General features: G+C 31.1%; 15 protein-coding genes. 13 read left to right on the top strand and 2 right to left on the bottom strand.

The window, feature by feature from the left end; translation table 11 throughout:
• The first annotated feature begins 1 nt into the window (after nt 1).
• From BGS43_RS08640 to motB, 7 genes are all read left to right on the top strand, one after another.
• Nucleotides 2-541 (top strand): hypothetical protein, encoded by a 540-nt coding sequence (locus BGS43_RS08640; protein ID WP_002824732.1) that lies wholly within the window; start codon nt 2-4, stop codon nt 539-541.
• Nucleotides 542-556: 15 nt separating this feature from the next.
• Entirely contained in the window at nt 557-1,234 is a 678-nt protein-coding gene (locus tag BGS43_RS08635) for a hypothetical protein (protein WP_096569446.1), read from the top strand.
• A 12-nt stretch (nt 1,235-1,246) separates the two neighbouring features.
• Entirely contained in the window at nt 1,247-1,837 is a 591-nt protein-coding gene (locus BGS43_RS08630; RefSeq protein WP_002824730.1) for a hypothetical protein, read from the top strand.
• Nucleotides 1,830-2,273 carry a YqaA family protein gene (locus BGS43_RS08625; protein WP_057040453.1) on the top strand — a complete coding sequence of 148 codons (444 nt, stop codon included), beginning with the start codon at nt 1,830-1,832 and terminating at the stop codon, nt 2,271-2,273. The genes BGS43_RS08630 and BGS43_RS08625 overlap by 8 nt, the downstream gene beginning before the upstream one ends.
• Nucleotides 2,274-2,336: 63 nt before the next feature.
• A complete protein-coding gene (polA, locus tag BGS43_RS08620) occupies nt 2,337-4,976 on the top strand; it encodes a DNA polymerase I (RefSeq protein ID WP_025398708.1) in 2,640 nt (879 codons plus the stop codon).
• Between the two features lie 15 nt (nt 4,977-4,991).
• On the top strand, nt 4,992-5,768 hold the full coding sequence (gene motA / locus BGS43_RS08615; protein ID WP_002778220.1) for a flagellar motor stator protein MotA: 777 nt from the start codon (nt 4,992-4,994) through the stop codon (nt 5,766-5,768).
• A gap of 2 nt (nt 5,769-5,770) precedes the next feature.
• Complete coding sequence (gene motB / locus BGS43_RS08610; RefSeq protein ID WP_025398707.1) at nt 5,771-6,502, top strand: flagellar motor protein MotB; 732 nt, start codon at nt 5,771-5,773, stop codon at nt 6,500-6,502.
• Between the two features lie 14 nt (nt 6,503-6,516).
• Here the strand turns inward: motB and flhB are convergent, their stop codons facing one another.
• A complete protein-coding gene (flhB, locus tag BGS43_RS08605) occupies nt 6,517-7,605 on the bottom strand; it encodes a flagellar biosynthesis protein FlhB (protein WP_002778215.1) in 1,089 nt (362 codons plus the stop codon).
• A 121-nt stretch (nt 7,606-7,726) separates the two neighbouring features.
• Nucleotides 7,727-8,323 carry a peroxiredoxin gene (locus BGS43_RS08600; protein WP_002778213.1) on the bottom strand — a complete coding sequence of 199 codons (597 nt, stop codon included), beginning with the start codon at nt 8,321-8,323 and terminating at the stop codon, nt 7,727-7,729.
• A 255-nt stretch (nt 8,324-8,578) separates the two neighbouring features.
• Between BGS43_RS08600 and BGS43_RS08595 the strand changes: the two genes are divergently transcribed.
• The 6 genes from BGS43_RS08595 to BGS43_RS08570 all read left to right on the top strand — a co-directional run bounded on the left by BGS43_RS08595 (nt 8,579) and on the right by BGS43_RS08570 (nt 11,868).
• Nucleotides 8,579-8,863, top strand: a complete 285-nt coding sequence (locus BGS43_RS08595; RefSeq protein ID WP_002778210.1) for a DUF362 domain-containing protein — start codon at nt 8,579-8,581, stop codon at nt 8,861-8,863.
• Nucleotides 8,864-8,963: 100 nt separating this feature from the next.
• Nucleotides 8,964-9,377, top strand: coding sequence for a nucleoside-diphosphate kinase (gene ndk, locus BGS43_RS08590; protein ID WP_096569443.1), 414 nt, complete (start codon nt 8,964-8,966; stop codon nt 9,375-9,377).
• Nucleotides 9,377-9,736 carry a hypothetical protein gene (locus tag BGS43_RS08585; RefSeq protein WP_002778207.1) on the top strand — a complete coding sequence of 120 codons (360 nt, stop codon included), beginning with the start codon at nt 9,377-9,379 and terminating at the stop codon, nt 9,734-9,736. The genes ndk and BGS43_RS08585 overlap by 1 nt, the downstream gene beginning before the upstream one ends.
• A gap of 23 nt (nt 9,737-9,759) precedes the next feature.
• The gene (gene rpmF, locus BGS43_RS08580; protein ID WP_002778205.1) at nt 9,760-9,906 is read left to right on the top strand and encodes a 50S ribosomal protein L32; all 147 of its coding nucleotides are present in this window, start codon (nt 9,760-9,762) and stop codon (nt 9,904-9,906) included.
• 5 nt (nt 9,907-9,911) lie between these two features.
• Nucleotides 9,912-10,898 (top strand): phosphate acyltransferase PlsX, encoded by a 987-nt coding sequence (plsX, locus tag BGS43_RS08575; RefSeq protein WP_002786211.1) that lies wholly within the window; start codon nt 9,912-9,914, stop codon nt 10,896-10,898.
• Nucleotides 10,891-11,868, top strand: a complete 978-nt coding sequence (locus tag BGS43_RS08570) for a beta-ketoacyl-ACP synthase III (protein WP_002778202.1) — start codon at nt 10,891-10,893, stop codon at nt 11,866-11,868. Before plsX ends, BGS43_RS08570 begins: the two co-directional genes overlap by 8 nt.
• Nucleotides 11,869-11,955 lie beyond the last annotated feature (87 nt).

The raw sequence follows: 11,955 nt of genomic DNA, 5'->3' as shown, positions 1-11,955 counted from the left end.
AATGACACAGGAACAAAAAATATCATTTTTTAAGATTAAAAGATTAAGTATTTATATATTTTTTTGTGCTTTATATAATTTTTTTTACTTTTTTTCTTATGAAAATGTGGGAAGTTTACATTGTGAATTTCTTTGTATCAGCGGTAGATTTTTATGCTTTTTTTCTTGGATTTATATAGTTCTTGCTTTTATTTTTATGGTGGTAAGAATTTATTTTTTATTTTCTTCTAATAAAATTTTAATTTATTTTTTGCTTGCCATTACAAGCCTTGGCTTATCTTTTTTTCTTTTGGAAAATAAAATTTTATTTTTAGGGCTTTTAGCTTTATTTTTCGTTTTTTATTTTTTATTTTCACTCACTCTTGCTTTGCTTTTTAAAGAAGTGAAAATGTCCTTTTATTTTGTGTTTTTATGTATGCTTTTGGCATTTTTATTTTTTGAGAAATTAAGCTTTTTATTTTTCTTTCTTACTTTACATTTTTTAACTTTTGCTTATGCTTTTGATAGGTATGAAACTTTAAAAAAGCTGTATCGAGTTTAATTTTAAAGGAAAAAAATGTCAAATTTAAACTTTCATCAAATGTTTGAAATTCAAAGACAAAATGATTTTAAAAGTATCAAAAAGCTTGCGTGGGTAGTTTTTATAAGTTTTTTACTTTGTGTTTGTTTTCAGTTTTTACCCATTATTCTTGATTTTGCCTATGATTTAAAATTGTTGAAATTTAATTCTAACACTAATATTTTAGCTATGGTTTTTAATGCAATTTTTTTAATTTCTTATTTGATTATGATTTTAAAACTTTATTTTGTAAGTCAAAGTAAGGTTTTATTGATCAGTTTTTTTATAGCTGCATTTACTCAATTTATCGCTTTATTAAGCTTGAATTATCTTATTGCTAGTCCTGTTGTTGATAAGATATTACGTATTTTTCTATATGGCTTTTCTTTTTTATGTCTTGCAATAGCCATTTTTTATACTTTTATATTTTTTAAGACTTTAAAAACTTTATGTGAAAATAAGATTTATTTTAAACTTTGTTTTATTTTCAAAAGTGCGATTTTGATAATTATCTATATACTTATGTTTGTTCTAATTTATAGTGAGCATTCTCTTGCTTTAATTATCGCTTATTTTATGATTTTTTTCTTTGCAGGCTTATTATTTACCATTTATTACGCACTATTTGCTTTCGCGCTTAGTAAAAACCAAAATATCAAATTATCCCAAACTTAAAGCTTATATCCAATGAAAAAGAAAATATTTGAATTTAGTATTTTATTTACCATTTTTATAAGTCTAAGCCAGAGTGCTTTGGTTTTTATTTTTAATCATTATTTAATTATTGATTATAGTGCTTATGAAACACCGCCACAAAGCTTTGAAATGCTAAATTTAGCCGATCAAAAACTTTATCATTTAACGCAAAATTTACGCTTTTTACATTCTATTTTAGCTTTTTTATTAATAATATCATTTTTCTTTGTGCATTTATTTTTCTTTTATATTTCCAGAAAAGAAAAATTTATACCTTATTCCTTTTTTTGTTTTGTGCTTATGGTAATAAGTACTATTGCTAATTTACTTGAAGGTATAGAGCAAAAAGAAAGTATTTTTTGGTATTACAAGGCATTTCTTGATGTTGGTGTTTGTTTAATTTATCTTTTGTTTTTAGATAAATTTTTTCAAAGTCACCTTTTTAAAATCTTTTTTGTATATGCTTGTTTGTGTACAATTTTAACAGAATTTAAATTTATGGATTTTACCACGCCTTTTGTTTTGCCTATTTATCTTTTTATTTTATTGATTTTAATGCGTAAAAAGAGTTTTAATGTTTGATTTTTTATACAATGATATCAATTATTTAGGGTTTTTTATCGTATGTTTTCTTTCAAGCACGCTTTTACCTCTTGCAAGTGAAGCCTTTGTTGTAGCTTTTATAAAACTTGATTTTAATGCTCATTTGGTTTTATTTATAGCTACTTTAGGCAATACCCTAGGAAGCTTAAGCACCTATGCTCTAGCCTATCTTGGCAAAGAAAAAATTTTAGAAAAATATTTTTCCAAATCTTTAAAAAAGCTTGATAAATTCAATGCAAATTTTACTAAATTTGGAAGTCTTTATGCTTTTTTAACCTTTTTACCCTTAATAGGCGATATCTTTGCTTTAGGCCTTGGTTTTGCAAAATACCCTTTCATCAAAGCTTGTTTTTTCATAAGTCTTGGCAAATTAAGCCGCTATATTTTTATAATTTTTATCGCTAATTCTTTATAAAAATCATCAATCTTTAAAGTGAATTTTGGGATAATAATTTAAAACCCACTAAGAAAGACAACCATGAAAACTTTAACTATTATCGATACTTTTGGCTTCTTTTTTCGTCTTTATTATGCACTCAAAGGATTTAAAAATTCTCAAGGGCAAGCCAGTGGAATGATTAGCGGTTTTGCTAATTTTATCTATAGTCTTAAAAACGAATACAAAAGCGATTATATTATTTTTGCACTAGATTCTAAGGGTAAGACATTTCGTAGCGATATTGATCCAAATTATAAAAAAAATCGCACCCCACCCCCACCCGAACTTTTAGAACAAATTCCAATCTGTATAGAAATGATAGAAAAAATGGGCTTTATGAGTGCCTCTTACGAGGGTTATGAGGCAGATGATATCATCGCTTCAGTGGTTAAAACTTGTAAAGATAAAGATATTTTTGTACGCATTATAACACAAGATAAAGATCTTTATCAGCTTATAAAAGATGGTAAAACAAGTATTTATAGCCCTATTTCAAAAAATGACTATGATGAAGAAGCTTGCTTTGAGAAATACGGTGTCAAACCTTATCAAATTAAAGATTTTTTAGCCTTATGTGGAGATAGCTCGGATAATATCCCAGGAGTTAAAGGCATAGGAGCAAAAGGTGCTAAAACATTGCTTGATGAATTTGGGAGTATTGAAGGCATTTATGAAAATTTGACTTTGGTGCGCAATGAAAGAAGTCGTAAATTGCTTCTAGAAGGCAAAGAAAATGCTTTTCTTAGTAAAAAACTTGCTTCTTTGTATGAGGATTTAGAAGTAAGCAACTTGCTAGAAAAAGCTGATTTTCCTCAAGATGAGCCTCTTTTAAAAGTTCTTGAAATTTTAGAGCATTATGAACTCAATGTCTTGCTTAAAAAACTTCGCCAAAACCCTGACAATAGAGATAAAAATTTAGGCTTTAAAGCCACTCTTATCCAAGATGAAGACAAACTCTTTGAAATTTTAAATTCTCTTGAACAAGAAAGTATCATAGCTTTTGATACTGAAACCACAAGCATTGATACCAAAGAAGCAAAAATTGTAGGATTTAGTTTTTGTATGAGTGAAAATGAAGCCTTTTATGTACCTCTTACTCATAATTATTTAGGTGTAAGCAAACAAGTATCATTACAAAGCGCTAAAAAAGCTATAGAGCTTATTTTTAAGCATTTTATCATAGGGCATAATCTTAAATATGATTTTAAAATCATAGAAAATAATTTTAAACTCTCTTTGCCGCAAAAATATGCCGATACTATGATTTTAGCATGGCTTAAAAATCCTTCCTTAAGAGTCAATATGGATGATTTGGCTCTAAGACTTTTTAATTATGAAACCTTACATTTTGAAAGTCTTGTAAAAAAAGGAGAAAATTTTGCAAGCGTAGAACTTGAAAAAGCTTGCAAGTATGCAGCTGAAGATGCTTATATCACTTTAAGATTTTATCTTTATTTTTTAAAAAATCTTGAACCTCATTTGCTTGATCTTGCTAAAAATTATGAATTTGATTTTATTAAAATTATTATAATGATGGAAGAAAATGGCATAAAACTCGATACGCATGCTCTTGAAATTCTCATGAAAAAATTTGAATCTGAAATTAAAATTTTAAGCGAAGAAATCTATGCTTTATGTGAAGATAGATTCAATCTTAATTCCCCAAAACAAGTAGGCGATATACTTTTTGAAAAACTCAAGCTTCCAAGTGGAAAAAAAGGTAAGACAGGGTATTCTACCGATGAAAAAGTCTTAAATGAACTTCTCGATAAACATCCTGCTATTTCTAAAATTTTAGATTATAGAGAACTGGCCAAGCTTTATTCGACTTATTGCGAGCCTTTGTTAAAACTTGCCTTAAAAGATGAAAATTCAAGAATTTATTCGAGCTTTTTACAAACAGGTACTGCTACAGGCCGTCTTTCATCTAAGGATCCCAATTTACAAAATATCCCCGCGCATGGACAATATGCAAAAGATTACAAATCTTGCTTTGTAGCCAAAGAGGGATTTAGTTTTATCAGCCTTGATTATTCTCAAATCGAACTTAGAATGCTAGCGCACTTTAGCGAAGATGAAAAACTTTTAAATGCTTTTAAAAACGATGAGGATATACATGCAAGAACCGCTATAATGATATTTGGCGAGAGTAATTATGAAACAAGAAGTATAGCAAAAAGTATTAATTTTGGCTTGATTTATGGTATGGGTTATAAAACCTTAAGCAAAAATCTAAAAATTGAAGCCAACTTAGCTAAAACCTATATAGAAAAATATTTTGAAAATTTTACTAGCATTAAAAGTTATTTCGAAAAAGTAAAAAATGAAGCCAAGGCTAATGGTTTTATTAGCACCTTAAGCGGACGCAAACGCTATTTTGACTTTGAAAATGCTAAGCCCATGCAAGTGGCTATGTATGAAAGAGAAAGTATAAATTCGATTTTACAAGGATCAGCTGCAGATATTATAAAATTTGCCATGCTAGAAATTGCTAAAATTTTAGATCAAGATAAAAGGCTTATCTTGCAAATTCACGATGAACTTATCTTTGAAGTTAAAGATGAATTATGTGAAAATTTTGTGAAAAAAACTAGTGATATTATGGAAAATATAGTAAAATTAAAGGTAAAATTAAAAACAAGCTCAAGTATCGCCAAAAAATGGGGCGATTTAAAATAATCAAGGAGTGATTTAATGGATCTTTCAACCATATTAGGAATGGTTCTTGCAGTAACTAGTATCTCAGTAGGAGATATACTCGAGGGAGGAAATCCTCTGCATGTTATCCACCTTTCTTCTTTTCTAATCGTTATGCCAACGGCAGCTTTTTGTGCCATGACTTCAACTCATAAAAAAATTGTAAAAGCAGCCTATAAAGAACTTAAAATCGTTTTTAAAGGTTCAGGTGTAAATCTACCTGAAAGAATAGCTCAGCTTATCGAATTCGCAATTATTGCACGCCGAGATGGTCTTTTGGCTTTAGAATCAAGAACAAATGAAATTGAAAATGAATTTTTAAGAAATGCTATGATGATGCTAGTAGATGGAAAAAGTTTTGAAGAAATTCATGAAAGTATGGAAATTCAAACCGAACAACTTGAAGAACACTATAAAGAATGTGCAGAATACTGGATAATCTTTGGTGAAACTTGTCCTACTATGGGACTTGTTGGAGCGGTTTTTGGGTTGATTTTAGCACTGAAACTTCTAGATAATCCTCAAGCAATGGCAGCAGGTATTTCAGGTGCTTTTACGGCTACGGTTACAGGTATTTTCGGTGCATATGCACTTTTTGCTCCTTGGGGAAGAAAGATGAAGGCTAATGGTATGGATCTTGTAAAAGAACAAATTGTTATAACAGAAGCAATTAAGGGTATAGCAGAAGGAGCTAATCCTAGAGACTTAGAAGCAAAACTTTTTAACTTTTTAAGTCATGACGATCCAAGAATTTCACAATTTGATAAAGGTTAATCATGGCTAAAAAACACAAATGTCCAGAATGTCCTGCCGGTGAAAAATGGGCTGTGCCTTATGCAGACTTTCTTAGTTTGCTTTTGGCGCTTTTTATTGCTCTTTGGGCGATATCTAAAACTAATCCTGCTAAAGCAGAAGCACTGAAAACCGAATTTGTAAAAATCTTTGATTATACTGCAACCCAAACCGTGCAACAAGAAACACAAGATACTTATAAATATAAGGGTTCTCAAGAAGAAAAAGAAGATGAATTGAGCAAACTTAAACAAATGGCCGTAAATCAACAAGAAGTTATTAAAAAACTTCAAGCCGCTCTTGATCAATCCGAAAATCAAGAAATACTTAACCTACCTTCCAAGGTTGAATTTGAAAGAGGAAGTGCACAAATAGTATCTGCAGATATTCAAGATTATCTTAAACGCATTGCTCAGCTTATTTCATACTTACCTCCTCAAATAGAAATTGAAATCAGAGGTTATACTGACAATAGTGACTCAGCCTTAAGAAGCTATGATCTAGGCTATACAAGAGCAGAAAATGTTTTAAAATATCTTATAGAAGGCGGAGTTAGCACCAAAAATATAAACCTTAAAAGCTATGGATTAAATAGTCCCATCAATGGAAATCCACAAGCTTTAGAAAACAATAGAGTGCAAATTTATTTTAAAGTAGATATTAAGGATAGTGACGCAAAACAATCAGTGCTTGATCTTATAGAAAAAAGCAAATAATAAAATTTATTTGCTTAGTTATTTTTCTTGACCTGTCCTGCTAAACGACTTTTATTGTTAGTATTGTAAACAAATCCAAGTACCTCTGCTACAGCTTTAAACATTTCTCTAGGAATAAGATCATTAATATCACAAGCCTTATAAAGCTCTCTCGCTAAAGGCGGATTTTCATAAACAACTACATTATTATCATAAGCAACCTGTTTTATACGAAGTGCCAAAAAATCTACTCCTTTAGCCACAACTCTAGGAGCTTGTTCTTTTGTTGTATCATAACGAATCGCTACAGCATAATGCGTCGGGTTTGTAATAACCACATCCGCCCCTGCAACATCTTGAACCATACGGCGGCGTGCTGCTTCCATTTGTAAGCGACGAATCCTCCCTTTTACCTGAGGATCTCCCTCCATTTGCTTGTATTCATCTTTAATTTCTTGCTTGCTCATTCGCAAACCTTTAAAATACTGAAAACGCACCAAAAAAATATCCAAAACAGCAATCACTAAAAATGCTATGATTACAATAGCTGCCAAAATAATAGCCCTATCCCTAAGCCAAATGAGTTGTCCAATGATATTATAACGCTCAACCAAAGGTAATTCTTGCATAAATTTTAAAAGCACTATAAAAGCTACAGTAAATACTACGCCTACCTTAAGCACGATCTTAACACTCTCGACAAGCTTTTTTAAAGAAAATAAATTTTTTAAGCCTTTTAATGGATTGATTTTTCCTAAATTAGGCATTATAGGTTTGGTCGTAAAAATAAAACCAAACTGCATAACATTACCTAAAATACCTGCGATCATAATACTCAAAACTATAGGTGCTAGCAAAATCAAAACTTCAAAAATGCTTTTAATCATAATGGCTTGGATAATACGCAAATCAAATTCAACACCAATAAAACTTTGATAATATCTATATAGATTAGTAATTCTTTCGCCAATAAAACCCATCATAAAAAGTGTAATCACAAAACCAACTATTAAAGTAACAATAGCTGCTGCGTCTTGGGATTTAGGGACATTGCCTTCTTTTCTTGCGTCTTCTATTTTCTTGGACGTGGGTTCTTCAGTTTTTTCTTGATCTTCACCTGCCATAACTAGCCTAAATTTAAGTCTGTAAAATTAGATAAAATTATATAGAAAAATAATGAATTTTAATTAAAACTAAGAGAAGAAATTTTATCAAGAAGAAAAGCCCTTTTTTAAGGGCTTGTTATTATAGTTTATCTTCGTTTTTATCAAGATACTCAGCAACACCTTTAGGGTTAGCTTTCATACCAGCATCACCTTTGTTCCAACCTGCAGGGCAAACTTCACCGTGTTCATTAGTGAAAAGCATAGTATCTACCATTCTAATCATTTCATCAATATTTCTTCCAAGTGGTAAGTCATTAACTACAGCGTGGCGAACTGTTCCATCTGCATCAAGCAAGAAAGAACCACGAAGAGCAACTGCTTCTGCATAAAGTACATCAAAATTTCTAGCAATTTGTTTAGTTAAATCTGCAACAAGTGGGAATTTAACTTGACCAATACCCCCTTGATTTACTGGAGTGTTTTTCCATGCAAAATGTGAAAATTCATTGTCGCCTGAAATTCCGATTACTTCAATACCACGATTTTTAAATTCTTGATATCTTTTATCAAAAGCAATTATTTCTGAAGGACAAACAAAAGTAAAATCTTTTGGATAGAAAAATACTACCGCACCTTTTGGGCCTATATTTTTATAAAGATTAAAATCTTCAACGATTTCGTTATTTCCTAATACTGCTGGAGCAGTAAAGTCTAAAGCTTTTTTTGTAACTATCATGTTTTTCTCCTAATTAATAAATTTTATTGATAGCGAAATTATATCGTTTAAATCCTTTAAAGATTTTTAAATGATAATAAATTTTTGAAAATATTTTTTATAATATTCTATATTATATTATAAATGATAATCAAAATCTAAAAATTATCAAATATATATATTTTTTGATTATCAAAATTATAGTTTTTTAAGAATACTTTGATAAAATGCTTAGTTGAAAAAAGTAAATTTCATATTAATCAAAAAGGAGACAAAATGGCTGTAAAAATTACAGATAGTTGTATTGCTTGTGGTTCTTGTATCGATGAATGCCCAGTTAGTGCTATCGTTGATGATGCTAATAACCCAGAGGGTGAAGATAGATATTATGTCTATGCGGATAAATGTGTTGAATGTGTAGGACACAATGATCAACCAGCTTGTGCAAGCGCATGCCCAACTGATGGCTGTATAGTATGGAGTGAAATTGCTTCAGGGCAACCAAGTCGTGATAATATCGGTAGCGATATGAGAGATGGAACTACCCCAGTTTTTGCATAATTCTACAAAGGCTAGTTAAAAAGCTAGCCTCTTTTTAACTTTTTTTAAACAAATTCAAGTATAATTTTAAGCTTTATAAAAACCAAGGAGTATAATCAAAATGGAAAAAACCCTATCGATTATCAAACCTGATGCCGTAAAAAAAGGTGTTATAGGTAAAATTTTAGATCGTTTCGAAAGTAATGGATTAAGAATTGCTGCTATGAAAAAAGTTCAACTTAGCAAAGAACAAGCTGAAGCTTTTTATGCTGTTCACAAAGAAAGACCTTTTTTTAAAGATTTGGTTGAATTTATGATCAGCGGCCCTGTTGTGGTTTCTGTTTTAGAAGGCGAAGGTGCTGTTCTTAAAAATAGAGATTTAATGGGAGCAACAAACCCAAAAGAAGCACAACCTGGCACCATTAGAGCAGATTTTGCTGAAAGCATTGACGCAAACGCTGTTCATGGAAGCGATAGCTTACAAAATGCAAAAATTGAAATTGAATTTTTCTTTAAATCTAACGAAATTTGCTAATGAAAATAGCCTTTTCTAGGATTAACAATACTAACTATCCTTTTAAACTCAATCTTGAAAATGTTGTTTTTGAAGGAAATTTAGTAAAAGTAAATCCTAAACTTGTTAAAATAAATGCCACAATGCAAGGTTTTGTTTATAGACCTTGTGATAGCTGTGGTGAAGAACTTGAGCTTGAAATAAAAGAAAATTTGGATCTTTTTGCAAGTGATGGTATTTTTAAAGATAATACGAATGAATTAAGCAATACCATTGAATTTTTTGATGGTCATATTGATTTAATAGAAGTTGCAGTTAGTGAGCTTGAAGCTTATTTGAGTGATTATTTTTATTGTAATAATTGCAAAAATAAAAGCTAACAAATTTTAAAAAAGGAGATAAAATGGCAGTACCTAAGAGAAGAGTGAGTAAAACTCGTGCAGCAAAACGCAGAACTCACTATAAAGTAAGTCTTCCTATGCCTATAAAAGACAAAGATGGAAGCTACAAAATGCCTCATCGTGCAAATCCAAATACTAAGGAATACTAAAATCAATGATTGACATTGCTATAGATGCAATGGGCGGAGATTTTGGAGAAAAGCCCATTATAGAAGGCGTTATCGAGGCTTTAAAAGAAAGGCCTTTTAATGCTATCTTAGTGGGAAATCCCAATATTTTAAGACCTCTAATACCTAAAAATTTAGAACAATACATTCAATATGAGAATGCCAATGAAGTTTTCTCTATGAATGAAAATGCAACAGATGCCCTAAAAAGAAAAGAAACTACGATTTATAAAACCATCGAACTTGTCAAAAATGGAAAAGCAAAAGCCGCTGTTTCAGCAGGACATAGTGGTGCAAGTATGTCTTTAGCAACTTTAAGATTAGGCAGACTCAAAGGAGTATTACGGCCCGCAATTGCAACCTTAATGCCAAATACTACAAGTAAAACTTTGTTTTTAGATGTGGGTGCAAATACCGACTGTAAAGCCGAAAATTTATTTCAATTTGCTATAATGGGCGATGCTTATGCAAAAGAAATTATGAAAATTTCAAAACCTCGCCTGGCTTTATTGTCTAATGGCGAAGAAGAGTGTAAAGGCAATGAACTTACTAAAGAGGCTCATCAGCTTATGAAACAAATTCCTAGTTTTGTTGGAAATGCTGAAGGTAGAGATATTTTTAATGGTGAAGTTGATGTCTTAGTTTGTGATGGATTTGATGGCAACGTAATCCTAAAAGCCTGTGAAGGCGTAGCTACAGCAATTATCCACATTTTAAAAAATGAAATCAAGCAATCTTTGATATCAAAAATAGGCGCATTGCTAATGAAACCTTCATTTAAAAGACTTAAAAAACATATTGATTGGCAAGAATATGGTGGCGCCCCACTGCTTGGTGTCAACGGCTGCGTTATTATAAGTCATGGAAAAAGCGATGCTAGAGCAATCAAAAATGCTATTTTTCAGGCTATTAACTTTAGTGAATCAAATATCAATCAAATAATAGAAAAGGAGCTTGAGAAATACAATGCCTAAAGCGAGTTTAAAAAGTATAGCTTCTTATATACCTGAACAAATTTTAAGTAATCACGATCTTGAAAAGATTATTGATACAACAGATGAGTGGATCACAAGACGCACAGGTATAAAAGAAAGACGCATTGCAAGCAAAGATGAAAGCACAAGTGATTTAGGCACCAAAGCAGCTATAAAAGCTATAGAAAGAGCGAATTTAAAACCACAAGATATTGATGCGATACTAGTAGCTACCTTAAGCCCTGATTATTTTACCATGCCTTCAACTGCTTGTAAAATCGCAGCAAATTTAGGACTTAATGGAATCAGTGCCTTTGATATTTCAGCAGCCTGCTCAGGTTTTATCTATCTTTTAGAGCAAGCTAAGGCTCTTGTAGAAAGTGGTTTGAAAAAAAATGTTTTAATCATAGGAGCCGAAAAGGCAAGCTCTATCATGGATTATACCGATAGGAGTATTTGTATACTTTTTGGCGATGGTGCAGGTGCTGGAGTAGTAAGTCTTGATGAGAATAATCCTATAATCGATGTACATACAGCAAGCAATGGAAATTATGGTGATTTACTAATGACAGAACGCTCTCAAGAATCAAAAGAAGCTTCAAGCCTAGCAATGAAAATGAAAGGTAATGAAGTCTTTAAAATAGCGGTGCAAACTTTAAGCAATGATGTCGTTGAAATTTTATCTAAAAATCAAATTTTGCCTGAACAAATTGATCTTTTTATCCCACACCAAGCAAATTTACGCATTATTAAAGCTGTGCAAGAAAGACTGAATTTAAGCGATGAAAAATGCGTTGTAACTGTGCACAAATATGGCAATACCTCAGCTGCTTCTATCCCTATGGCGATGAATGATGCCTATGAAGAGGGTCGTCTTAAAAAAGGGAATTTGATCCTGCTTGATGCTTTTGGCGGTGGTTTTACTTGGGGTTCTGCCTTGCTTAAATTTGGTGGTGAGAATTTCTCCTAAAACCTTAAATTTACATTTTAACACTGTGTAAAATTTACCTTAAAAAAGATTTGAACCAAATCTAATTAAACTTTCTATATCTTAATA

It is taken from the genome of Campylobacter sp. 110 (assembly GCF_002383965.1).
GTDB lineage: Bacteria > Campylobacterota > Campylobacteria > Campylobacterales > Campylobacteraceae > Campylobacter_D > Campylobacter_D coli.
This window is presented reverse-complemented; position numbering and strand designations above follow the sequence as displayed.

What these genes read in the sequence shown, in the direction of transcription:
- BGS43_RS08640 (WP_002824732.1), top strand. Translation starts at nt 2, where the DNA reads ATGACACAGGAACAAAAAATATCATTTTTTAAGATTAAAAGATTAAGT.
- BGS43_RS08635 (WP_096569446.1), top strand. Translation starts at nt 557, where the DNA reads ATGTCAAATTTAAACTTTCATCAAATGTTTGAAATTCAAAGACAAAAT.
- BGS43_RS08630 (WP_002824730.1), top strand. Translation starts at nt 1,247, where the DNA reads ATGAAAAAGAAAATATTTGAATTTAGTATTTTATTTACCATTTTTATA.
- BGS43_RS08625 (WP_057040453.1), top strand. Translation starts at nt 1,830, where the DNA reads ATGTTTGATTTTTTATACAATGATATCAATTATTTAGGGTTTTTTATC.
- polA (WP_025398708.1), top strand. Translation starts at nt 2,337, where the DNA reads ATGAAAACTTTAACTATTATCGATACTTTTGGCTTCTTTTTTCGTCTT.
- motA (WP_002778220.1), top strand. Translation starts at nt 4,992, where the DNA reads ATGGATCTTTCAACCATATTAGGAATGGTTCTTGCAGTAACTAGTATC.
- motB (WP_025398707.1), top strand. Translation starts at nt 5,771, where the DNA reads ATGGCTAAAAAACACAAATGTCCAGAATGTCCTGCCGGTGAAAAATGG.
- flhB (WP_002778215.1), bottom strand. Translation starts at nt 7,605, where the DNA reads ATGGCAGGTGAAGATCAAGAAAAAACTGAAGAACCCACGTCCAAGAAA.
- BGS43_RS08600 (WP_002778213.1), bottom strand. Translation starts at nt 8,323, where the DNA reads ATGATAGTTACAAAAAAAGCTTTAGACTTTACTGCTCCAGCAGTATTA.
- BGS43_RS08595 (WP_002778210.1), top strand. Translation starts at nt 8,579, where the DNA reads ATGGCTGTAAAAATTACAGATAGTTGTATTGCTTGTGGTTCTTGTATC.
- ndk (WP_096569443.1), top strand. Translation starts at nt 8,964, where the DNA reads ATGGAAAAAACCCTATCGATTATCAAACCTGATGCCGTAAAAAAAGGT.
- BGS43_RS08585 (WP_002778207.1), top strand. Translation starts at nt 9,377, where the DNA reads ATGAAAATAGCCTTTTCTAGGATTAACAATACTAACTATCCTTTTAAA.
- rpmF (WP_002778205.1), top strand. Translation starts at nt 9,760, where the DNA reads ATGGCAGTACCTAAGAGAAGAGTGAGTAAAACTCGTGCAGCAAAACGC.
- plsX (WP_002786211.1), top strand. Translation starts at nt 9,912, where the DNA reads ATGATTGACATTGCTATAGATGCAATGGGCGGAGATTTTGGAGAAAAG.
- BGS43_RS08570 (WP_002778202.1), top strand. Translation starts at nt 10,891, where the DNA reads ATGCCTAAAGCGAGTTTAAAAAGTATAGCTTCTTATATACCTGAACAA.